This window comes from Apibacter raozihei (genome assembly GCF_004014855.1).
In the GTDB taxonomy this organism is placed as follows: Bacteria; Bacteroidota; Bacteroidia; order Flavobacteriales; family Weeksellaceae; genus Apibacter; species Apibacter raozihei.
This window is the reverse complement of sequence record NZ_CP034930.1, coordinates 2019808-2044920: the sequence shown is the minus strand read 5'-3', so window position 1 is coordinate 2044920 and position 25113 is coordinate 2019808. Positions and strand designations below refer to the sequence as shown.

17 protein-coding genes are annotated in these 25113 nt (G+C 33.3%); 3 read left to right on the top strand and 14 right to left on the bottom strand.

Annotated elements, in window-relative coordinates:
• Nucleotides 1-38 precede the first annotated feature (38 nt).
• Nucleotides 39-710: a hypothetical protein gene (locus tag EOV51_RS09055; RefSeq protein ID WP_128152015.1), complete on the top strand. Its 672-nt coding sequence runs from the start codon at nt 39-41 to the stop codon at nt 708-710.
• A 48-nt stretch (nt 711-758) separates the two neighbouring features.
• Here the strand turns inward: EOV51_RS09055 and EOV51_RS09050 are convergent, their stop codons facing one another.
• Nucleotides 759-1082 carry a zinc ribbon domain-containing protein YjdM gene (locus EOV51_RS09050; RefSeq protein ID WP_128152013.1) on the bottom strand — a complete coding sequence of 108 codons (324 nt, stop codon included), beginning with the start codon at nt 1080-1082 and terminating at the stop codon, nt 759-761.
• Nucleotides 1083-1307: 225 nt separating this feature from the next.
• Here EOV51_RS09050 and proB point away from each other — a divergent pair, with 225 nt between their 5' ends.
• Together proB and EOV51_RS09040 are read left to right on the top strand one after the other, a co-directional pair.
• Nucleotides 1308-2390 (top strand): glutamate 5-kinase, encoded by a 1083-nt coding sequence (proB, locus tag EOV51_RS09045; protein WP_128152011.1) that lies wholly within the window; start codon nt 1308-1310, stop codon nt 2388-2390.
• Entirely contained in the window at nt 2387-3640 is a 1254-nt protein-coding gene (locus EOV51_RS09040) for a glutamate-5-semialdehyde dehydrogenase (protein WP_128152009.1), read from the top strand. Before proB ends, EOV51_RS09040 begins: the two co-directional genes overlap by 4 nt.
• Nucleotides 3641-3713: 73 nt before the next feature.
• Here EOV51_RS09040 and EOV51_RS09035 read toward each other — a convergent pair whose 3' ends face one another.
• The 13 genes from EOV51_RS09035 to EOV51_RS08975 form a co-directional block, all read right to left on the bottom strand.
• Nucleotides 3714-4274 carry a hypothetical protein gene (locus EOV51_RS09035; protein WP_128152007.1) on the bottom strand — a complete coding sequence of 187 codons (561 nt, stop codon included), beginning with the start codon at nt 4272-4274 and terminating at the stop codon, nt 3714-3716.
• A 354-nt stretch (nt 4275-4628) separates the two neighbouring features.
• Nucleotides 4629-6290, bottom strand: coding sequence for an SWIM zinc finger family protein (locus tag EOV51_RS09030; protein WP_128152005.1), 1662 nt, complete (start codon nt 6288-6290; stop codon nt 4629-4631).
• Between the two features lie 5 nt (nt 6291-6295).
• On the bottom strand, nt 6296-9724 hold the full coding sequence (locus EOV51_RS09025; RefSeq protein WP_128152003.1) for a WGR domain-containing protein: 3429 nt from the start codon (nt 9722-9724) through the stop codon (nt 6296-6298).
• 17 nt (nt 9725-9741) lie between these two features.
• Nucleotides 9742-11262 carry a retron St85 family RNA-directed DNA polymerase gene (locus tag EOV51_RS09020; RefSeq protein ID WP_128152001.1) on the bottom strand — a complete coding sequence of 507 codons (1521 nt, stop codon included), beginning with the start codon at nt 11260-11262 and terminating at the stop codon, nt 9742-9744.
• Between the two features lie 518 nt (nt 11263-11780).
• The gene (gene cas13b, locus EOV51_RS09015; protein ID WP_128151999.1) at nt 11781-15263 is read right to left on the bottom strand and encodes a type VI-B CRISPR-associated RNA-guided ribonuclease Cas13b; all 3483 of its coding nucleotides are present in this window, start codon (nt 15261-15263) and stop codon (nt 11781-11783) included.
• 507 nt (nt 15264-15770) lie between these two features.
• Nucleotides 15771-17117, bottom strand: coding sequence for an NCS2 family permease (locus EOV51_RS09010; RefSeq protein WP_128151997.1), 1347 nt, complete (start codon nt 17115-17117; stop codon nt 15771-15773).
• A gap of 152 nt (nt 17118-17269) precedes the next feature.
• The gene (locus tag EOV51_RS09005) at nt 17270-18556 is read right to left on the bottom strand and encodes an MFS transporter (RefSeq protein ID WP_128151995.1); all 1287 of its coding nucleotides are present in this window, start codon (nt 18554-18556) and stop codon (nt 17270-17272) included.
• 131 nt (nt 18557-18687) lie between these two features.
• Nucleotides 18688-19506 carry an SDR family oxidoreductase gene (locus tag EOV51_RS09000; RefSeq protein ID WP_128151993.1) on the bottom strand — a complete coding sequence of 273 codons (819 nt, stop codon included), beginning with the start codon at nt 19504-19506 and terminating at the stop codon, nt 18688-18690.
• 87 nt (nt 19507-19593) lie between these two features.
• Nucleotides 19594-20361 carry a GolD/DthD family dehydrogenase gene (locus tag EOV51_RS08995; protein WP_128151991.1) on the bottom strand — a complete coding sequence of 256 codons (768 nt, stop codon included), beginning with the start codon at nt 20359-20361 and terminating at the stop codon, nt 19594-19596.
• Nucleotides 20362-20387: 26 nt separating this feature from the next.
• Nucleotides 20388-21869 (bottom strand): glycerol kinase GlpK, encoded by a 1482-nt coding sequence (glpK, locus tag EOV51_RS08990; RefSeq protein ID WP_128151989.1) that lies wholly within the window; start codon nt 21867-21869, stop codon nt 20388-20390.
• Nucleotides 21870-21884: 15 nt separating this feature from the next.
• Entirely contained in the window at nt 21885-22820 is a 936-nt protein-coding gene (locus EOV51_RS08985) for a transketolase family protein (protein ID WP_128151986.1), read from the bottom strand.
• A 30-nt stretch (nt 22821-22850) separates the two neighbouring features.
• A complete protein-coding gene (locus tag EOV51_RS08980) occupies nt 22851-23678 on the bottom strand; it encodes a transketolase (protein ID WP_228427611.1) in 828 nt (275 codons plus the stop codon).
• Between the two features lie 399 nt (nt 23679-24077).
• Nucleotides 24078-24860 carry a DeoR/GlpR family DNA-binding transcription regulator gene (locus EOV51_RS08975; RefSeq protein ID WP_128151982.1) on the bottom strand — a complete coding sequence of 261 codons (783 nt, stop codon included), beginning with the start codon at nt 24858-24860 and terminating at the stop codon, nt 24078-24080.
• Between the last annotated feature and the right edge of the window lie 253 nt (nt 24861-25113).

Below are 25113 nucleotides of genomic sequence, written 5' to 3'. Positions count from 1 at the left end.
AATATATATGTTTGCATTAAATACAAAATGGTAATTCTATGAAATCAAAAATATCCAAAGCATTTAATGATTTAAAAATGTTAGGCATACGCGTCATCTTTACATTTATAATAATGCTTTTGTTATTTATTTCATTAAATATCTTAGCCTTATGCTATCCTTTGTTATTTTTAAATTTAACCTACAAATCACTAATTTTTTCGTGCTTAGGCTGTCTTTGTATTGCAATCATTTTTATTGCTCTTGCCATGATTATTTATTACAGATACGCTATCAATCTGGGTTTAAATACCGCATATCCCTATTTAGAGCCTTTTTTCAGAAAAATATGCAATTCTGTTATCTCCAAGACTTACAATGCTTCATCTAAGAAATTGCTGACCAACACCAATGTAAAAAAAACTATTGATTGGAAAAATTCACTTAACCAGACTTATCAGGATAAGACTCCCTGGATATTAAAGGCTATTATTTCATACTTAATAAATAAAATCCCTTTTGTTTCTATATTAAACCAAAGTAAAGTCAAATTTGATTCGGGGAATTATTCGAAAGGAGAGTTTAATGAATTATTCTATTCAGAAGTGGATTCGTATATCAAGCAAACTTTTTTAAGTGGTTTTACACTTACGTGGATTTTAGGCCTTTTTATAATTAATATAGTTATTCAGGCACTCTATTTATTTTTAATGGGTAACTTTAAATATTGAAAAAAGAGCTAATTCATTAACTCTTTTTTCAATACTATATGTGTATAATTATTTCTTTAGAAAACAGGTTTTCAGCACAATGCTTGATCCGTCAATTTTACAATCCACTTCTTCAGGATTATCGGTCAAACGGATACTTTTCACTTTAGTACCTCTCTTAATTACCATAGATGAACCTTTTACTTTTAAATCTTTTATAACCGTTACTGCATCCCCATCCTGTAATTCCGTACCATTACTATCCTTTGGAGTAGTATTATTTTCTGCTTCATCTCCGGACCACTCATAAAAACAATCCGGACAAACATAAGAAGTACCGTCAAAATACACATTTTCCATGGAACATTTCGGGCACGTTAAAACATCTGTCATTATATTTTTTTTAATTATTAGTATATTAAATTAAGGCTGCAAAGATAGATAATTTATCCAGCCTTTACAACTGCCGGTTCAAACGAACTGTCATAACATATAGGTGGTTCTTAAAAAGTAATACATATACTATTTTTAACATTATATTTTTAAAATAAATTTTATTTTCTATATTAAATATTCATAATTATAATAGTATATTTGTTTCTATTCATATTTAAATTTATGAAAGATCGTATAGTCATAAAGATTGGAAGCCAGGTACTCACACGTCCGGATGGATCATTGGATATTACTCAAATGTCCTGCATTGTTGATCAAGTTGCTGATCTTCATAAAAAAAACAAGGAAATAATTCTTGTATCTTCCGGTGCAGTGGCTTCCGGAAAAAGTGAGCTAGAAACTATTTCCAAACTGGACAGCGTATCTTCCCGACAGTTATATTCTGCTATCGGTCAGGTAAAACTAATCAATCGCTATTATGATTTATTTCGTCATCATGGAATTGTCTGCGGTCAGATACTTGCCACTAAAGAAGATTTTTCTACCCGACGTCATTATTTGAATCAGCGAAATTGCATGTCTGTCATGCTGGAAAACAGAGTGATCCCCATTGTTAATGAAAATGATGCTATTTCCGTTAATGAACTGATGTTTACAGATAATGATGAACTTTCAGGTTTGGTGGCAGCAATGATGCATTGTGACAAGCTATTAATTTTAAGTAATATTGACGGAATTTTTACAGGAGATCCTTCTCATCCGGAGTCCAGACTTATTCAAGAAATAGACACTTTGAAAGATGATATGGGAGCGTATATTCAACCTTCACGTTCTAAAACGGGACGAGGAGGAATGATAACCAAATACAATATAGCCCGAAGAGTAGCTGAAGAAGGTATTGAGGTTATTATAGCTAATGGAAAAACAAAAAATATAATTACAGACCTGATACAAGGTAAAAAAGTTACATCAACCCGATTTATTCCTTCAAAAAAAGAAACTTCCAGTGTAAAAAAATGGATTGCTCATTCCCAGGGATTTGCAAAAGGAGAAGTTCATATTAATTCTGGAGCAAAACAAGCTTTACTGAGTGATAAAGCTGTAAGTATACTACCTGTAGGAGTAACTCAAATATCAGGAAACTTTGAAGCAGATGATATTGTACTCATTATAGATGATCATGGAAAACAAATCGGTTTGGGCAGATCTTCCTATGACAATGTGAAAGCCACTGAACTAATAGGTCTGGCTAATAAAAAACCTATTGTACACTACGATTATCTTTATATAGAAAATAACCTATGATTTCCAGACTAAATAACCTGTTCGAAGATTCATTGCTGGCAAGCAGGCAGGTAAATCTCCTGAGTGATACTCAGATTAATGGCATCCTTAACAAACTCATTGAGGAAACCAAAAAAAATATTTCTTATTTACTAATTGAAAATCAAAAAGATTTGGATAGAATGTCTCGTTCTAATCCAAAATATGACCGGCTTTTACTTACTGAAGAACGAATTTTTAATATCATTAAAGATATTGAAAACGTAGTCTCACTACCAACTCCTTCTAATAAAAAACTTATGGGAAAAAAGTTGGCTAACGGCTTAACAATTTCAAAAATTTCAGTTCCTTTCGGAGTAATCGGAATCATTTATGAAGCCAGGCCCAACGTATCCTTTGATGTTTTCTCTTTATGCCTTAAATCTGGAAATGCCTGCATATTAAAAGGAGGTTCCGATGCCATAAATTCTAATACAGCTATCGTAAATATAATACGAAGAGTCATTGCAGATGAAGGTTATAATTCTGATATATGTACGCTGCTACCTAATGAACGCTATGCTACTCAGGAATTAATGAATGCCAGAAACTATGTGGATCTGATTATTCCCAGAGGAGGTAAAGAACTCATAAATTTCGTTCGAGAAAATTCAAAAATTCCAATTATTGAAACCGGCGCAGGTGTGTGCCATACCTATTTTCATAAAGATGGAGATATTGAAAAAGGTGAAAATATAATTTTCAATGCCAAAACACGAAAAGTTAGTGTTTGCAATTCATTGGATTGTTTGGTCATAGATGAAGAACGAATTAAAGATTTACCTACATTATGTAAAAAACTTCAGGAAAAGAATGTCATTATTTATGCGGATAAGCTTTCTCACAAGGCTTTATATGATAGCTATCCAGCTGATTTATTAAAAGAAGCAAATGCGGAAAGTTATGGGACGGAATTTTTGGATTATAAAATGGCAATTAAGACCGTTACTTGTTTTGACGAGGCTATTCAACACATATCTTCTTACAGTTCCAAACATAGTGAAGCCATAATTAGTGAAAATGTAGTAATAATACATAAATTTGAAAGACTGATTGATGCTGCCTGCATATATTCAAACACCTCTACTGCTTTCACAGACGGAGCCCAATTCGGTCTGGGAGCTGAAATCGGTATCAGTACTCAAAAAATGCATGCCCGTGGCCCTATGGCCTTAGATGAACTGTGCACTTATAAATGGATCATTGAAGGCAATGGTCAGATACGAATATAAAAATACCCGATTGAAAATTTATGTATAAATTTTCAATCGGGTATTTTTATAATTTTAACTATTATATCTAACGTTATATTTTAATAAACCAGGCGGTACCCAGCCTTCCAAAAGTTACCTGATTTTGACCGTAAGACGTTCGCCATTGAACCAATACGTTTTGATCGCTCACTGAATAATCAGACATTTGAGCATTAGGACTAAATATAGATTTCCAAACAGGGAATAAGTCTGCAAAGTTTCCCCAGACATGGCTAAATGCATAATTATATTTAGAAGAATTATTCTTTTTGAATTCTATGTCCATACATTCAGCACAAGGTTTATTTATATAGAAATCTTTATTGCTGATACTTGTCGGAATATACCTTAAAACTATGACTCCTGGAGTAGACGATTCTTTTTTTTGAAGGAATACATATTTTCCTGAAGCACCTGCCACTTTATCAGCAAATTTTTTAGCATCTGCCCAATCTTCAGCAGCGAAGGGATCATTTATATTATCCTTTTTATTTGAATTATTCGTGGAATTTGAAATTTTTGGTTTTTTGTATTTTTGTCCATAACCTCTCACCTGTGCCGGCAAAAAGCTTATGATAAAAATACTTGAGAGGGTTAAAAAAAATTTTTTCATTCGATTTTTAGCATTTTCTTAATAATAAACTACAAATTTTAAAGTTTATTGTCAAATATTGAACCAATTAACAAAAATATTATCTACTAACAAATTTAACTTTTTTTAAAATATTTATTTTTCGCTCTTTATTTATCAAATATAATAATTTTAGCATAATTTTTATTTTATTACATAATAAATGAATCTGAATTAAATCCTTTATTCATCTAATATTTTTTTTTTAAATTATCAGACTTGTCCCTTTATTTTATTAATACACATTAATTTTACTAAAATTAATTCAGTTAAAAAATTGAACGATAAAATATTAAATTCATTGTATAAAAATCACATTTTATATTTACTTAATATTTACATTTTATTAGCGTAAATTTTATTTTTTTGATATTGTAAACGAATTGCCAATATGTGCTCACAGGGTCCTTTTCTTAGACGATTCCTTTTAAAATGATCACAATCACATTGAGCATCAATTAATCGCTGATCATTATCTATTACAGCTGAGGTATGAAATACTGAGTTTTTATCATATACTTCTGCGGTTAAAAATAATTTTTTGTCTTGTATTTTAAATTTTAGATTTTTAACTCTTCCTTCATTCACCAATTCTTCAGCTAATTTTTCCTGCTCCGAGGTAAAGCGTAAATCCTCTATATCTAGTGGCTTGTTGGATAATTCACGAATTCTGTACACGCCCGAGTTTAAATCATAAATTACATTTCCCGTTTGTGTATAAGAAGTCAATACTGATTGAACTACGGAAGAATGTAAATTTAGTTTTTCAGCTAAGTGCTGAGATGTGTCAAACCAACTTTCTTTAAGTCTATTGAAAACTCTTTTTTTTGTCAGTATATCCACTTCGTTTCTTGGAGCCATTAAATCGAAATTTCCTAACCTGCTCCAATCATTAGCCGTCCAGCCTGAAAGTCCTAACGTAAAAGACATATCCCCTAAATCCGCCACATAAAACGAAGGCATTCCCGACCCCAGTAAAAAAACCTTAAAACTCTTAGCTATAGGTATCAATCGTTCTAAAATAAATAACCGTCTTCGGCCCCATACACGTATATCTTTTTTACTGTCCCCATGGTAAACCGATCTGTAAAATGTCAAAATTTTACCCCAGGGTTCTATTACCAATCTAACAGGCTTATCAGGTTCTAATAAAAAACGTAAAGCTCTCGGACCTTCTTTTTCTTTGAACCTTCTCAGATACTGGCAAATGCTATAAATATCCATAGGATGCAAATTGAAAACGGCTGAAGGTAATGTCATGGCTGTGCTTACCTGCAAAAAACCTCTCACCCAGGAATCGGGCAAATCTATTTTAATTTCCTTGTAAACCTCTTCATAAGTCGTTTTCATTTCAAAACCGGAAGAATCTATACTAAACTGTGTATCTTTATATCCTCTTATTTTTTGAAATTCACCATATAATTCTGCGGAATAATCAATATTCGTTGTACCGCATTTAAATTCGTTTATTTCATTAAAAACATTATAATTACAGCTTAATTTTCCATAGGAAGATTCATCCTGACTGAAACATTCAAAAAAAACTTCATCGGGATGTACGGTTATAACGGGATCTAAAACATACCATGCATCGGGATCATTTTGATACAAATAATCAAAGTACTTCTGTTTAGCCTGATTGAAAGGAGCCAAGACTTTATTTTTTTCTTCGTATAATTCTGAAAGTTCTTTTTTAATTTCATTTATACGAAACCGAACTTCTTCAATTTCAAACTCAGCCATATATTCCCCTAACCAAATCTTTTCCTGCTCCGCTACCCAGGCTTTATATTCTGTTTTGTCTTTAGGCTTGAATCGTAAATCTGAAACCACTACGTCATGCAATGCAGAAATAGCTTCTCTAAAAGCTACTTTTTTATTTAATTTACCTGTAAAAAAAGTAGGTTCACGAAGTAAATCCGGAGCAAAGCTCATTTTTGTTCCGGCAGAAGAGTTATCTATGTATGTATTGTCTGTATATTTATAATCTACTATCATAATTTCTAATTTTTAACTTCCAGATTCATTTCTATGTGAGGATACAAGCTTTTAATATTTGTCAAAATATCGATGCATGTGGCTCTATCCTGTATGGTTGACTGAGCAGATAAAAAATCTAAGAGCGGAGTGACTATTTTAGCTGTTTCATAATCTTTTATTGATTCCTGATGCAAAAATTTAAATATTCTGTTTTTAGCAACTCTTGCTTTATTTACCTGTGAAAGCGTTGTCTGAAAATAATTAGTTAGCTGACCGATTATTTCCGGCCTGCCGGCTACGTATTGATTTAAATAACCAGTTATAAACGCCTGCACCTGTACACTCGGATGCTCACTTAAACGGGTTAAAAACTTTATATCCCAATTGGACCCGGAATATATCTTTATTAACTCTTTTCCAAAATTTTCAACATCCGGGCGAATTGAATCTATAATACTCAAAAGAGTATCCATGTCCCAGTCAGATTCATTGAATTCAGATCTGAAAAACTCAAAAGCATAATTTCGGGTATCCTCCCATCTGGAATTAAGCAAATTAAGCGCTTTTGTTTTTTCGGTTTTTATACGGCTTATATTTTCTTTATAATAATTCCAACACCATTGTCTTAAAGCTAGAATTTCATGATTTCCGAATGAAATAATCTGTTTCAGTGTAAAATCATCTGACTTTTTATAATTTAAAAGAATTTCATATCCAGTTATTTGACTTTTACGATATTGCGAATGAATAAGTTTAGTAATATCATTTGGAGCTAATCCTTCGTTCCAATTAGATTTTAACTCATTAGTAACAAATGAGTTAATATATGCATGTGCTCCGGAAAACTTCTCCTTTCTCATAAGTACATAAACTAAATAACGCAAGGCTGTATTAGCGGTTGTTTTGCTATAACGTATCAGTTGAACCAAACGAGATACCATTTCTTTTACTACTTCTTCATATTGAGACTCCGTGTGACTTAAAATAAAATTAATATTATTAACGAGATAAGTATCCGAATATTTTTTCAATAATAAGAGGCCATTAGATCTTATGTCTTTATTTTCATACTTGAGAAATGAATCAATTAAAGATAATGGTAAATCAATTATTGATTTATTTTCATATTTTTTCATGATGATTGAACTGGCTAATATATGGTTAGCTTTCAACGTTGATGAAAACAACTGCTCTAAAATCTGCCAGTTAATACAATCGTATTCAGTGGAAGCTAAACAATTAAGCCTGGATATTACTTCTTCAGCAATATCATTATTTTCTTTACTATCTGACAAAATGAGTAATTCGGCAATAGTCTTACCTATCAGTGCTTTTTTTCGTTCTGTCTCAAATGATGTACTATGAAGCAGAATGTTGATCTCTTCTTTAAAATCTTTTACTGAATTAAACAATACCAGTAATGTAAACTCAATCGATTCGAAATAGTATTTTGTGTTGGACTGTACATTTTCATATGCCCAGCTCCTTGAAATGGCTGATTTAGAATTTAAAACTTTAGCAATAAATTCTCTGTCTTCTTTAAAATCATTTTCTTTATTTTCAATAATTCTTTGTCCAAAATTATTAGGTATATAGAAATCACTGTTTAATAAATCTAATATGTCATCTTTACTTAATCGCTGTAAGAGATCATGATACTGCGGATGAGCTGACAAATTATTTAAGGCAAATTGATGGATAAGAGTCATCTTTGCTTTGAATAATAATTGTATGTAAGCCTGAGGATACTGATCCCAGTATTCCGGATAAAGTTCATTTCTTACCCATACAGCTGATAAAACCGGTTCTTCAAATTCATCATCACTTATATTTTCTACAGGCTCAACTTCAAAGGATTCTGTAATATTCTCATCCCTATCTTCCGGTTCGTCATCATGTTCCGAAAGTAAATTATTTTCTGGTCTTAATTCTTTTTCACCTCCTAATATATTTTTAAAAAAGTTTTTGATTGTTCCAACTATTCCTTTGTCAGAATCATTGTTTAAACTTTCCTGCAGAACAAACTCCTCTTCTTCTTCTTCTGAACTTTCCATTGTATTTTCTAAAAAATCTTCCTCATGTTCTGAAATCTGGGATGTAAAATAATAACTGCGACTATATACTTCTCTTTTACCTTTTATAAACCTTGAATGATTATTTAAATACACCTGAGGCGAATGACCAAATAAAATGGTAAATAATAAAACGGATTCTGAACACTCCGGATAATCAATCAAAGTATAACGATAAATTTCTTTATCATAATCATAAGTACCATAATTAGATACCGGTATTTCTTGTTCTGGAGAATAATCCGATTCTTTATACTGCAACAAAAGATTTACTGCTAATTTTAAGTATTCGTTCTTTCCATCTTTGGCTGTATTTTTGAGAAAATACAGAGCATTTTTCCGAAAATAAGCTTGGGTTTGTTTTGAAAATGCCTGTTTTGCAATTTCTTCTTCCCCCTCGTCTATACTAGGCAGATATTCTGTTTTGACTGAATCAAAGCCATCATTGTAAGATGCGTTAAAACTGCCTTGCTCTTTTTCTATCCGATATGATAATACTGCTACTACCGGATAATCATTCCTAGCCTGTGCCAGTTTATATACAGAACGGATTTGTTTAAAACAGGGAGGCTGAAACTTGCAGATTGTAAAAAATTTCAAAAAATAATCGGTTAATACCGGCCTTATCTTATTAAGTTGATAAAGGACTGTTATATAAGTTAATTTATCTTTTTCATAATCCTTTAAAAGCTCCTGATAAAGAGCTTCATAATCTTTAATCTGCCAGTAATATTTTATTTCTGCCGAAACTCTCTGTAATAGTTTTTCCTCCATCTCCAAGAGTTCATTTTCACCTGCGATAGTTAAAAACCCTTCGATGGCTATATTTCTGATATATTCCTTTTTATTCGAAAAAGAATATTGATAGAATAACTCTTTGGCTTCTACTGATTTTAATTTATTTAATGCCCATAATGAAGCATAGGTCTGCATCTCATCTCCTTTAAAAACAAGCTTAATGATAAAAGGTATTGCCTGCTTTATATTATAACAGCCTGCTTTCCATATCACCCGACTGGTTTTCCATGGTGTATTGAAACTCTGAGTTCCGTTAACAGCATCTTGTAACCTATGCAGTATAATTCCTTCTTTTGAATCCGGAAATACTCTTTCAGAAATAGATAGCTCTGTTTTATGTTCTTTTTCCGGAAGGTACCCCTTATTTAATTTTTCTTTTTCTACTGCAAGAAATATTTTTTCCGCCTCATTGTGAGAAACAACTTCCGGCGTTTTAGTTCCTTCTTTGAGTCTGCTTCCTCTTTTTCCATACCGAAAATTCACCAGGCATTCTGATGCGGTTAATTCTAACAGTTCAATTTCATAAACTTTATTAGAATTTCCTTCATTGAAATATAATTTACTTATCTTAACTAGTTTCATTTATCTACTATTTATAATTAAAAAATATCCCACCAGTCCTGGCTGTCATTTTCTTCTTTTTGATTAGTCTCTGGTTTTGTTATAGAAGCTGTTGTTTTTTCCGTAGTATCATTTGAGTTATATTTTTGACACGATATTTCCGGATATCCCTGTTTCTTTATTATGGTTGCTAATTTTTCTGCAAATTCTTTACCTTTTTCCGGATTAACCATTTTAACAAAACGAATATATCCTTCCACTGCATGAATAAGATGGACAGCATTTCCCCACTTCTGATCTTTCCATCCATTTAAATTTAAGTTGTGTAATAAGGCTCTGAAATTTCTTAATTTTTTTCTCTCTATATTTAATTTTCGATTGACCACTATTCCGGTAACCATTTGTAAATTCCCTTTTCTCATGATATGAGTTTTTTCCGGATGAACCTTAAACCCTTCTTCTACAACTATTTGATTTACAAAAAATAGTAATTGACGGATATTTTTTTGATTTTCATTGGTTGTAGAAAAACTTAAATCATCTGCATAACGGGTGTAAGTAAAATTCAGTCGCTCTGCTAATCCTTTAATTCGTTTATCAAGCTTGTAGGCTATCAAATTACTGATTGCAGGACTTGCAGGTGAACCCTGAGGCAGAAATCGGGCTCCTTTCTGAACATGATAAGTAACTCCGTCCATGTTCACCTCATAGGTATCTGATTGCGTACATACCAGTGCCAACATTGTTGAAATTTGTTCAGAATATCCCAGTTTATAAAATAGTCCTTTAACTCTTTTGTATTCTATTGATGGAAAAAAATCTTTTAGATCCATGTTGATTACAATATCTTTATTTACATGCGGTTGAGCATTTGATACTATGGATTTTCCCTGAATAAATCCATGTACGTAATCATTTACAGGAATATTTTTTAAAATTTTATCAAGCACCTGAAGCTGAAGTGCTTTAATCCTTGATTTAGGAGCTGAAATTTTTCTTTTTCCTCCCGATTTTTTAGGTAATTCAAATGTATGATAGTGGTTTATGGTAGAAACCTTTCGCTGATATAATAAATATCGTAATGACGGTAAATCAGTTTCCATATATCCAGCAAATTCAACTACTGAATGAAATACGGGTAAATTAAATTTTTTTAAGGAATTAACATTCGGCTCTGTATTATTTAAGCCTTTAGATACTTCTTTTCCTAAAAAGAGAACCTGTTCCTGTTGAAGTTTCAGCCATCGTTCGGCCTTTTCCAACGCTTTTAATTTATTATTCTGCCGGGTAACTTCTCTTTTTTCTTTTGCATTTTTCATGCGGACCTTTCGCATGGACTTAAGCATGCTCAGCTGATCACTGTATTGTTTATTTTTATCCAGTAATTGGTTGAGCTCCTGAAGTAATCTGGTTTCATTTTCAATGAAGATTTCCGGAATTTGAGGACTATCTGCTTTTTCCCAAAATCCTAATCGCTGCATTTCCTCTAAAATATAACTATCTTTGGATGTAGCTCTGATTCGGTCGTAAATTTGCTGTTTCGTTAGTTTTTCAGACATAAGCCTTTTCTATAATTAATGATCATAAAAATAAAAGCCCTGTTTTATTTATCAATAAAATAGGGCTTTCAGGTTAAAAAACCTTCGTATTTTCTAAGGACTATATCAATCAACTCCAGAGAGTAACTACTATACGTATGGTTAAACTCGTGGAGAGGAGAACCGTAACCATACGTATAGTAGTTACTCTCCCCATAAAGATTGCAGGTAGTGCCGAATGTCTAGCAATAGCTCACCGATGACGATACATCATCTTTTTCTTATTCAGAAAAGCAAGGTATTTTTTAACCCTGAACAAATATAGTATTTTATGTGAAATTAAACAATAAAATCTGAATTAATTTATCAAATACTATGATTTTTACAAATTTATTACAACTCTTGTGTTAATTAATTCTTTATTTTGAGGAATTTAGAGACGATGATAAACGATTATTATTTAATTTTTAATCATTTATACATACAACCATTTTTAATTTATAAAGCCACCTGTTAAATTACTAAAATTTAATATACAATTAGTTGTTATAATTTTTATTATTCAGAAGAATAAATAATTTGTGATAATATTCTGCTAAAGTATTAAAATTATTAGGCAAAAAAGTAAGAGCTGTTTTATATATTGGCTCTGCCGGAAGCTGATTATGGGCAAATTTATTGCGAATAAAGATTAACAAATAATACGGATCGTATTCCGGCTTTCTTCCTGGTATCTGTTCCAAATTTTTATACTTATCGAATTGAATTTCGTTAAAAACCTCCTGATCTTCTTTAGGTATAAAATAAAAAGAAATATAATATTTAAATTTAGGAAAACTCTCTCGGGCTAATAACTTACTTTTATCCTCTTCGGGTGTAAATTCATAAATTTCTTTTTCCAGCTTATGTACTTCTTTGAATATTTCCTGAAGCCTGATTTTATGATAACTTTCAAGCTCAGCTTCCAATTCTTTTATAGTTAGGCTGGGTTGGTCATTCTTCCACAAACCGGAAGTATAATAGCTAATCATCGTCTGTACCCTTTCATCTTTTTCCAGCTTACGGAAACGTCCTATATCTTTTATTTTAACCTTTTCTTTAATTATATCGTTAAAAAGAGTGAGAGTAATGGGAAAAGACAAGAGGTAATCTTGTCTTATTTTATTTTCTGAAGTATCTCCCTTTTCCTTAAAAGATTGTTCACGGGCTTCTGTAGCTTGTTTTTCTCTTTCTATCCGGGTTAGCCATACCTTATCCAAAGAAGAAAATTCTGTAGCAGGAGAAATTTTATTTAACATGTATTTTACCATTTCATAAAGAAAAATATCATTCCGGGAAATCCTGCGTATTTTCTGTTCGTTTTTATATGCATTTTTTATAAAAGCATTAATGCCGGGATGTTTTTTTTCTTCGTACTTTTTTTCCTTTTGCACTTCCGGATGCTCTACCTTTCCTTTATCTTCCTGATACTTCTTTTTCAAATCCGAAGGAATCTGCTCCATAAAACCTTTTTGTGGAGATAATTTAAATAGTATTAGTTTTTCTTTTGTTTTCCCATATCTATCGGTGACCGGTTTTGTTATATCCTCATCTGAATATATTCTTGGGAAATGATAAAACTGCTGTTTAGGGTTTGTTTCTGCAAAAGAAAACCAAGCTGCCCGGTTTTGAAGATCATTTAATTCTTTGTTTTTATTGTAAACTGTACCCCGCTCATCAAAAAGTCCTCTATCCAGATTTACCGGATGTTTCCACAATTCTTCCCAATAGTCCAAATTAGAAGAATAAATCTTGTATTTACGTTCTTCAAAATACTGAAAAATACTTTTCTTTACTCCTTTTATGCCTATTTGTTTTTTTGCTTTTTCTAAAAAAAACTGCCTGCCACGCAAATAAGCACCCATAAAATCTTCCAGATTAACTGCCTTTAACGCTTCTTTTAAAAAAGGATGGGATGTAAGCTGAAGGTCTTTTTCTAAAAAGTTTTTCAGCTCTTCTTTACGCAACGTATATAAAGATAATAGGGTTTGTAATTCGCTAAACTGATAGCCTTTCCAGTTTTGTATATGATCTTTTCCTGTAAACCGTTTGATATCGTATGCCAGCCAGGTGGCGTATTTCCCCCTATACGTATTAGAGAAAAAAGGTTTGTTATTTTCCTGTTTACCTGTTCCTTTTTTATTAATAACCGGGTTGAGCCACTGCTGTACTTCTTCTAGTATTTTTTCTCCTTTTTTTATTTCGTTATCTATATCACTAATTAATTTCTTTTTTTCAAAATCGGAATTACAATTACGCATTTTTTTTATCCCTTTAGGTAATCCTGACAAATTCCGTCTTCCTTCGGCAATTTCCGTCAGTTGCTTTTTTATTTTTGCCTTAATAATGTCTTCTATTTCTGCTTCTGTTTTCTTCTCAATAAGCAATGCGTGTAAAAGAGCCGGTAGTTCGTATATACTCAGGAAAACATTCGGTGTTTTCATTTTCTTAGGATTATCGATTTTAAATTCCTCCAACTGAGTTATTCTTCTTTGCTTGTTTACCTGATTAAATTCTCCTGTCCTCTTATCTATCTCTCTATTTTCCCATTTAGCAAGAGTGTTATATTTAAATTTCTTTTCTTTAAAAATGAGTTCTTCATTTTTTGAAAACTCAATATAAAGAGGTATCCGATTATTTTCAATCTTATAATAAGGATTGGGATATTCTTTCCATCCGGTTTCTGTATATCCTTCTCTCTTCTTGTTCATTTCCGCTTCAGACAGTTTTCCGACATAACTAATTCTTTGAGAAATTACCCTATCTGTAAACAAAGCAGTCCCCTGTAATTCTTTTGTTCTACGGTCTGTGACATATTCCCCCAGCACCAGCTGAAAACGAAGTGTAGGAAAATTAAAATACTCATCTATAAACCTAAGCGCGAAATAGGGAAACTTATCCTGGTACCGTTTCCGTATTACGGGATGAATTACCTGCGCCTCATTTGCAGAGCCTTCAAACTCCGGATTATCTTTATAATATTCATTTATATCTTCAATAAATTCCTGCTTTTGTTCTTTAAGCAATACTTCGTATAATTCTCCGGGACATTTATATAATTCCTCAATCATCTGCATAAGCAGGGAGTCATTGGAATAATCGCTCCTTAGGGATTTTCTTAGATCCCGGAAACAATAAGAAGAAAAGGTTTTTCTTGTTAGGTAAAACAGTAACTTTCGACTGTCTTTAAAATACGGTACATGGTTCATTACATCTTCCAGCTCTTTACGCCGTAGAAACAAGGATAAAAAGAAAACAAATCCTGAGGAAGACCAAACATACTTTCCTTGTTCTTCCTGTACGGTAGAATACCTGAGTGTTTCTTCTTCTCCTTCTTTTTGAATCCATTTCCTGAAACATCGGTTAATTACATAGTTTTCTTTTACCTCTCCGGTTACTATCTTTTCTTTTTCTTTACCAAATCTATCTTTTACCTGCACTTTAATCTCTTTCTGAAATTCTTCCTGATACTTTTTAACTATAAATGTACGGTATTCGTCGTCCTTACACTTTTTTCGGGTATTTTTAAGAATCTGCAATAAAAGAGCATCCAGCATTTTCGAAACTTCTTCCGGAATAATAACCGGATCGTGCATATAATGGGTTTGTTCATTGCGTAAATCATCGAGCAATTCATATAAAGAAATAAGATGTTCCTGTATTAGCTGAATTTCCTCTTTATGCAATTTCGTTTCCTGCTCTTCCGTAGGTATGTTTATACCTGATTGTTTCATTACTAAAAAAATCCAGGGAAAAAATTCTTCCAAATAATACATTGCACGTTCTTGGGTTGAAAAAGAATCTTTCTGATCAAAAATATTTTTAATCATAGTTTTCCCCGGATTTTTTCCCTTTTTCCCTAACCGGTCATTGACCTCCTGCAAGGCTAAATTAAAATTATACTGTGCCGTATTTAGTAATCCGGAAAAATAATACTTTTTATTATTGTAATTATGTGAAGATAAAGCCCCTAAAGTTTTCATAAAAACAGATTTTCAAGCGATGAGCTAAGATAAAATATTTTATCGTAAAACAGATTAGAGATTATAAAAAATTTCAGCATTGAATAAGAAAACAGGGGTAAAATTACATTTTTATTCCCCTGTATAGACTTTTTTGAGATTCTATTTTCTGGTATATCTATTATAAAAACCAATTTAAAAAGAGCAAAATATATAGAAATAGGTAGTTGTGAGTAGCCTTCAAATATAGACCATTCCCAACGACTAAGGCATTATGGAGTTTCTAGTTTTGGTTGTGATTAGCCTTCAAATATAGACCATTCCCAACAATGTATCCTATTATGACTACAAACATACAGTTGTGATTAGCCTTCAAATATAGACCATTCCCAACTCTGAATTAAAACAAATTCAAGGTTTTTCTGTTGTGATTAGCCTTCAAATATAGACCATTCCCAACGAAATTGGCACGGTGGTAATTGGTATGACGGAATATGATTAGTCCCTTACATATACACTAATTATTTTTCATCCCAATATATGTGAAGCATCCATTACTATTTTCACAAAAAATAAAATAGAAACTACATAAACAGTCGGAGTTACTTCTTTGTATTTTCCTGTAAATACTTTGAGTAACATATAACTAAGCATTCCGTATACGATACCTTCTGCTATGCTGTATGTAAAAGGCATAAAGGCTATAGTTAAAAATGCAGGTAATCCTTCGGTAATATCCGTAAAGTTTATTTTAACTACCGAAGATATCATAAACAGCCCTACAATAATCAATGCGGGTGCTGTAGCAGCTGCGGGAACCATTAAAAACAAAGGAGCCAGAAATAAAGCTAAAATAAACATTAATGCAGTTCCTACGGCTGTCAATCCTGTTCTTCCACCGGAAGCAACTCCGGAAGCACTTTCTACATAAGAAGTTATGGTACTGGTTCCTAAAATGGCTCCCACAGTGGTTCCTAATGCATCGGAAAACAATGCTTTTTTCATTTGCGGAAAGTTTCCTTCTTCATCGGTTAATCCTATTTTAGATACTACTCCGATTAAGGTACCTACCGTGTCGAATAAATTGACAAACAAAAAAGTAAAAACCACTAACAACATATCAATTGAAAAAATCTGTTTCCATCCCTGGGCAGTCATCATAGGCTCTATGGCTTTACCAAAAATAGGTTCGATTGACGGTGGTAAACTGATTAGAGAAGTTTCAGGCAAAGCAACATCACCCAGAATAAAACCGAATAGACTTGCTACTACGATTCCCACTAATATGGCTCCGTTGATGTTTCTTGCAAACAAAACAGCCGTTATTAATAATCCGGTAAATGCCATCCATACTGAATGCTGGGAAAAATCTCCCAAACTTACTAAGGTATTTGGATTAGATACAATAATTCCTGCTCCTTTTAAACCAATTAGAGTAATGAACAACCCAATACCGGCAGGTATGGCTTCTTTCAAAACTTTCGGTATGCTCTTAACAATTAACTCCCTGATATTAAAAAATGTTAAAAGAATAAATATAATTCCTTCTATAAATACCGCTGTAAGGGCAAACTGCCAGGAATATCCCAAACCTAAAACCACGGAAAAGGCAAAAAAACTGTTCAACCCCATACCTGGTCCTTGTGCAATCGGAAGTTTGGCAAATATACCCATTAGCAAGGTAGCAAAAATAGTTGCTATTGCTGTAGTTGTAAATAAGGCTTCTTTATCCATCCCTGTTTCCGATAATATACTGGGATTTACTATGAGAATATACGACATGGTAAGAAAGGTTATTAAACCAGCCGTCAGTTCTTTTTTTATGGTAGTATTGTTCTCTTTTAGCTGAAAATAGCTACTTATTAAGGTACGCATGATAATTAGTTAAAATTTAGTTTAGTTTTTTGTGGCAAAAGTAAGAACAAAAAATTAATCGTTTTTAGTAATTGCGTATTTAAATAAAGAAAAAGATGGAAAATTCCATCTTTTTCTTTAAAAATAAGTAGTATGTACTCAGTACATGTCATTTATATTTTTACATTCACTTGATTTAATTTAGCAGCTCTTCTTCGCTCAACTTCAGGTTTTTTAACATAATTCATTAATATTATACTCAGATAGTACAGAACTGCTAGAAATATAAGAATTCCCTGTGCTTTAAGCTGAGCAATACCCAACGCTACAATTAACGGACCTACAAAACTGGATAATCCTGCACCTAAATTGATCATGGTTATCGTAGCTCCTTTATATTCAGGTTCTAAGGAAGGAACTAATGCAGTGAGCGGGGCAAATCCTGCGATGAAGGCCCCGTATAATGCTCCTACCACCATCATTGCTATAAAATTACCCTCAAAAAACGGAGGAGCAAAAGCCATAAGAAGTAATACAGTTCCACATCCGAAACCTCCAAAAATCTGAACAGCTTTACCCCAACCGATTTTATCGCCTACTATCCCCCAAAAAATATTGAAAAATATATTGACAAAGAATACTAAGGCCCATATCTGAAGCCATTGTTCGGTACTTATTCCATACTGTGACAAAAAAAGAGGATAAAATACCGGCATTGCAAACTGTGAAGTTCCATTAATTAGACGAACTAATCCCCCCACTCCTACTCTAGGATTCTTTTTAATTATGGTAATTCCGCTAAGTAATATTTTGAGTTGTTCTTTGTATCCTATATTTCCGTGAATACTTCCTTTAACTGCCACACAAATAATGACCACTCCTATCAAAACCCATATCAAAGCGCTCCATAGTAACCCTATGCTTCCTATGATTGGCATCATAAAAGAAGCGAATAGATTGGATACTACATATAAGCCTCCGGTAAAGGCTACAAAGAACCATCCTACAGCTGTGGCAAGTGTTTCGGGTTTATTTTTATAGGTTATCCAAACCAGATAGGAGTAACAAAATAACGGATATCCAAACCCACGAACGCAATAGGTAGGTATCATAATGGCAAAACTCATCGTAGGCAGGGCAACCAGTAAAAATAACAACTGGCCGACAATCCAAAGTAAAGCACCTACCAGCATGGTTTTCCGCGGCCCCCAGGCTTCCGCTAAAACACCTGAAAACCAAGCACCTATCGCCACAGCTATTCCATAAATTGAAATTAAAGTAGCTGTTTCTTCTACCACCATACCTTTATCTATAAGAAACGGCGATATCCAAGCCTGCTCCAGTCCGTCCCCTACAATAAAGAATAAAACACCTACTAATCCCCAGATTAAATCTACATTTAGCCCTAACACTGTTTTACCTGAACTCTGAACTGTCGTATATGAACTATTTTTTTCCATAAGATCTTCTTTTTTGTTAAATATTAGTGAATAGGAATCCTAAGCAAGATTCATATCTCACTGATAATAATAAGTTTAATAGTTAATTAAATCTTATAAATTAACTGGATTCAAATTCTTTTTTTTTTGTTTTATGAGAAAAACATTCCTCCATCTATGTTTATGGTTTGACCTGTAATATACGATGCATCTTCAGAGGCTAAAAATGCGATTAACCCGGATACGTCTTCTGGCTGTCCTGCTCTTCCTAAAGGTATCCCTTCCACCCATTCGGCCATCAGCTCTCCTTTTTGATATTTCTTTTTTTCTGTGCTTAAGATTTGCCCCCAAACTCTGTCGTTATATTCCCACATATCTGTAACGATAATTCCCGGACAAAACGCATTTACAGTTATGCTATGTGGAGCCAACTCTAAAGCTAAGCTTTGTGTTATTCCTATTACTCCCATTTTACTGGCGGCATAATGCGGAGTATAAATAAATCCTTTTCTTCCCTGCCCGGAAGAAGAATTGATTAATCGTCCACCAGTCCCCTGCTTAACCATATATTTGGCGGCTTCTCTACAGCAAAGCCATACTCCTGTCGTATTTACTGCCAGCACTTTATCGAATTCATCTCTTGTCATTTTATCAAAATGTTCAATGGTAATGATTCCGGCATTTTGTACAGATATGTCAATGGTTTTGAAATGTTTTGCAGCTTCTGCATATAAATTTTTCACCTCATCCTCTTGGGTTACATCCACTAGAACGGGAAGTGTTTGCACATTATATTTTTGAGCCATTTTTTCTGAAGTTTCATAGACCTTTTTATCTATCGAAGCCATTACCAGGTTGGCTCCGTCTTCAGCAAATCGTTGTGCTATTCCTTCACCGATACCTCGATCGGCTCCGGTTATAACAATGGTTTTGCCTTTAAATTCGTCAGAAGTTCTTGTTTTATTTCTCATAATTTCATGGTTTGTAATTAGTATGATTAAACAATAGCAAGTAGTATTATTTAAGCTAAGCTGTGATTTTAGTTTTTGTTTTTTTGTTTATTTGATGGTATATCCTCCATCAACCAATAAATCGTGTCCTGTAATCATTCCTGCACCACCGGAACACAAAAAAGCTATAGGTGCCGCTATTTCATCTGTCTCTGCAAAACGTCCGGATGGTATTTCTTTCTTAAAAGCATCTCCTGCCGGACCGTCCCATGCTTTATGTCCCATTTCGGTTAAAACCACCGTTGGTGAAACGGAATTGACTCTGATGCCGTATTTCCCCCATTCATATGCTAGTATTTTAGTCATGGAGATTACACCTGCCTTAGTCACGCTATATGCTACGTGTCTGTCCAAAGCTATGGTTCCAGCCTGTGAAGCTATGTTTACTATGGAACCGCAAACATTATTATCTACCATGTAGCGGGCTACTTCCTGATTCATTTTAAAGGTTCCCATGATATTAACCGCTATTAAATCCTCCCAGTCTTTATCCTGTACATCTAAGGCTGCATCTAAAGCTACCATTCCGGCACAGTTAACCAGGATATCTATTTTCCCAAACTTTTCTAACGCTTTCTTTATAAGATTTTTTCTGTCTGAGTCTTTAGTCACGTCTATTTGAACTCCTAAACAGTTTTCTCCGAATTCTTCTGCCGTTTTATAGACATCTTGTTTGAAATCTCCTATAACCACTTTCACTCCTTTTTTAATAAAAAGACTGGTGGTTGCTTTTCCAATTCCATTGGCTCCTCCGGTAATAATTGCTACTTGTCCTTCCAGTGAAAAATCGGCATCTGCCCCATAATATTTTAACATAATCTAAGATTTTAATTGTTTATTTTTTATTTATTGATAAGCTCTACAGCTTCTTTCCAACCGTTATATAGATTTTCTCTTTGTGCATTTTCCATTGTTGGATAATAAAAGTTATCGATACCTCTTAATTTTGAAACTTCTTCCAAGTCTTTCCAAACTTTTAATCCTAATCCCCCCATAATAACTGCCCCAAATGCTGAAGCTTCTTCAATGGACAGCTTGTTGATAGGAGCATTAATCATGTCTGACTGAAATTGCATTAAAAATTTATTTTTTGTAGGTCCACCGTCTACTCTAAGTTCTTTTAATTCTATAGCTGCTTTTTGAGTTATAACATCTATCAGATCTTTTATTTGATAAGCAATAGCTTCCAGAGCGGCTCTTACAATGTGAGCTTTTCCCGTTCCTAAAGTTAATCCGGAAATGATCGCTTTGGCTCTAGAATTCCACCAGGGAGCTCCCAGTCCTGCAAAAGCCGGTACCAGATAGACGCCTCCATTATCCGGAATACTATAAGCTATTTCATCGGTAGCATATCGATGCTCTATAAGCTTCACTTCCTCTTTTAACCAGTTTAATGTAGCTCCCGTACAATGAATGTTCCCTTCGTATACATAATAGACTTTATTGCAGGCTGCAAAACCTACGGAAGTTACCAAACCCTCCGGGGCTAACTGAGGAGTTTCCCCTATGTTGATCATAACGGAAGAACCTGTACCGTAGGTAGCTTTTCCCATTCCTTTATCATAACACATCTGACCTACCAACGCCCCATGAGAATCTCCAATCACGCCAGCAATGGGTATTTCATGTGTAAAATATCCCAAGAATGTAGTATTCCCATACACGGAATCACTGGGTCTAGGTTCAGGAAGCATGGTGGGTGGTACAGAGAAAAGCTCAAGCAAAATTTCATCCCAGTTACATGTATGGATATTAAAAAGTAATGTTCGTGAAGCATTGGTATAATCGGTAGCATGCACTTTACCCTGCGTTAACTTCCATATCAACCAGGAGTCCATAGTCCCCATCAAAAGTTCTCCCTTATCGGCCAATAGCCTGGCTTCTTTAACTTCTTCTAAAATCCATTGAACTCCACTTGCCGAAAAATAAGGGTCTACTAACAGACCTGCTTTCTCTTTAATCGTATTTTCATATCCTCCGTTTTTTAACTTTTCACATATTGAAGCTCCTCTCTGACATTGCCAGACTATAGCATGATAAACAGGCTTTCCTGTGTTTTTATCCCAAACTACTACCGTTTCTCTTTGATTTGTAATAGATACTGAGAGTATATCCTGCTGTTTAATCTCGTTATTTTCAAGCAAAAGCCTTACGGCTAATAGTGTGTTTTCAAAAATTTCTTCTGCATCGTGTTCTACCCAGCCTGCTTTTGGATAGTATTGCTGGTGCGGTACATTTTCCCTATGCACCACCTGTCCTTTTTTATTAAAAAGTATTGCTTTAGTAGCAGACGTACTTTGATCTATGGCTATGAAGTATTTCATATTATCTTGCTTTAACTACTTTAAAAATTCAAGGGTTGATTGATAAATTCCTTCTGAATCAATTCCATAATGATGGAAAATTTCTAAAGCGTTGGCATGTATGGTATTTTCGTCCGGTATACCCAAAATTTTTACAGGCACTGGATTTTCAGATAAAGTTTCTGTCACAATTGCTCCTAAGCCACCATAAATACTGTGTTCTTCAACCGTAATAATTTTACCTGTTTCCCTGGCTGCTTTTTTTATAATTTCCGTATCTGCCGGTTTTAGGGTATGCATATCAATTACTCGTGCATAAATACCTTTTTCTTTTAATTTTTTGCCTGCCTGTAAACAATGATAAACCGTTTCTCCAGTTCCTATAAGAGTAATATCGTTACCCTCCATCAGGGTGTTTGCTTTTCCAATCTGAAAATCAAAATTTTCATTATCATATACATTAGGCACTGCATTTCTTCCCATACGCACGTACACCGGATATTCGTGATCTACTAATATTTCTGTAAGCTTTTTAGTTTGGTAAATATCACTTGGAAAAATAACCTGAATACCCGGGAAAGTTCTTATAGCAGCAATATCATGTAAGCTGTGATGTGTGAAACCCAGAGCTCCGTAACTTACGCCACCGCTAACACCAATAATGCTTACATTATTTTGAGAATAAGCAATATCCACTTTTATCTGCTCTAAGCTTCTGGCTACATAAAAACATGCCGGACCACAAACAAAAACTTTTTTCCCTGTTGATGAAAGCCCTGCTCCTACGCCTACTGCATTTTGTTCTGCTATACCTACTTCAACAAATTGCCCGGGTAATTCTTTAGCAAAATTATTTAAAGTTACCGAACCTCTTGCGTCTGAAGTTACCACAACAATATCTTTATCTTTTTTCCCTAATTCAAGTAAAGTGGAGGTAAAACTTTGCCTGCATGGAATTTTATTTTCTATCATTTTTTTATAGTTTAAGGTGAGTTACTTGAGTTACTTTTCTAATTGTGCTATACGTTGCTCAATTTCATCTGAAGCTTGAATAAATTCTTCTTGAGATGGTACTCCGTGATGCCACTTAAGAACATTTTCCATATAAGATATTCCTTGTCCTTTGGTCGATTTTGAAATGATTAAATGTGGTTTTTTATTTTGATAATTAATGGATTCAAATGTTTTAATAATATTTTCCATATCGTTTCCATTCATTTCTAACACTTCCCAGCCAAAGGCTTCCCATCTTTCTCTCATAGGCTCTAAAGTCATTACTTCTTCCGTTTTATCGCTTATCTGAAGGCCGTTTCGATCAATAATTCCTACTAAATTATCTAATTTGTAATGACTTCCTGACATAGCAGCTTCATAAATTGAGCCTTCTGCCTGTTCACCATCGCCCATTAAAACAAATGTTTTATAAGCCTCTTGATTCATTTTGGCTGAAATAGCCATACCAACTCCAACAGACAATCCATGCCCTAACGCTCCACTGCTGACTTCTACTCCTGGAATCTTAATGGTCGGATGTCCCGCTAATGCAGAAGCATAATCTCCATAACTATCAAGAGTTTCTTTTGATATAAATCCGGCAGCTTCCAATACTGAATAAAGAATTTCTACACTATGGCCTTTACTCATAATAAATCGATCCCGATCTTTTTTCTTTGGTTCTCTGGAGTCCACATTTAATACGTGAAAATACAATGCTGTGAGTATATTTGCCGAAGAAAGCCCTCCGCCAATGTGCCCCGCCTTAGCTTTATATATTACATTTAAAAGCCTTAGCCGTACTTGTTCTGATTTTAATTGTAAGTTTTTTATCATTATTATTCGTTTAATTCTACTTTATAATTCCCTGCTTTTGAACAAATCCATAGTTTTTTAAGCCGGGTATGATTTTTCTTTTTACTTATTATAGTTTTTGTTTATGATTGTAAAAGTAAAAAATAAAAAGATAAAAACAAATAAATCGAAATAAAAAATAAATGATATTTGTCTTATTAAAAAAAATACTTTTTCAGAATCGACCACTTAATAGATAATAATTTAGAGAATAAATAAATATAAAGTATTAAAAATCATAATTTTAATTCAAAAAAAATATTAAATCAATTAGTAAAGACATTAAAAACTTTAAAACAAAATATTTCAAAAAAAAAAAAAAAAAAAGAACCAAAATAATATTTTGGTTCTTTTTTTAATTTATATATCTTTTAATATCTTTTATATAGCCTCAGAAAGCTCTGCTAATGTGTATTTGATCTCATATTCCTCAAGGAATTTTACATGATCTGCTGATATGTTAGAGTCTGTTATAAGCAAATCTATTAACGACAAAGCTCCAAGACTCGCAAAAGAACTTAATCCTATTTTTGATGAGTCTGCGACTAAAAAAACCTCATTAGCTGATTCTATCATGGCTCTTTTGACACAAATATCATTAATGCTTGGATAGGTAATACCTGATTTAAGAGTTATTCCTGCTGTGGCCAGAAACAGCTTGTCTACATTGAGGTTACTAAAAAAATCTGCTGCCTTTTGTCCTGTTAAAGATAGTGTAGGCGCTTTAAATTCTCCTCCGGTCACCACTAATGATATATTAGGGTTTACACCCAGAATCAGCGCAATGTTTAATGCATTGGTAATAACCGTTAAGTCATTATAATTAACTAGTAACTTTGCTATTTCGGAAGTTGTGGAACCTGAATCAAGAATGATTGTGTCTCCATTTTTAATAAACGATTGAGCTGTTTTAGCAATGGCCATTTTTTCTGCAACTTTTTTATGCTGATTTTGAAGTGCAAAATTTTTGACATGAACACTTATATCTTTTAACACGGCTCCTCCGTGCTCTTTTATTATGAATCCTTCTTTTTCCAATCTGTCTAAATCCTGACGTATAGTAACTTCAGTAACTTTAAAAATACGACTTAGATCCTGTACCTTGGCTTGCCCATCTTCCTGTATAAGTTCAAGAATTTTATCTCTTCGTTGATTCGGTAACATGTTGAAAATTATTGTTTTTTACAAAAGTACATATTTTATATTCAACAATAGAAAATAAAAGAAATAAATATATTTTTGTTTATTTTCTTTTTACACTATAATATTGGATAAAATACTGGTTACTTAAACCGCAATCAGCACAATTCTCTAACAGGTAACTGAAAGGATTTTTTTTATATGGTTTATAAAGTTTACATAGTATTTACATTATAGATTACATTTTCACTGTTAAATATTTTAGGAAAAATTAAAA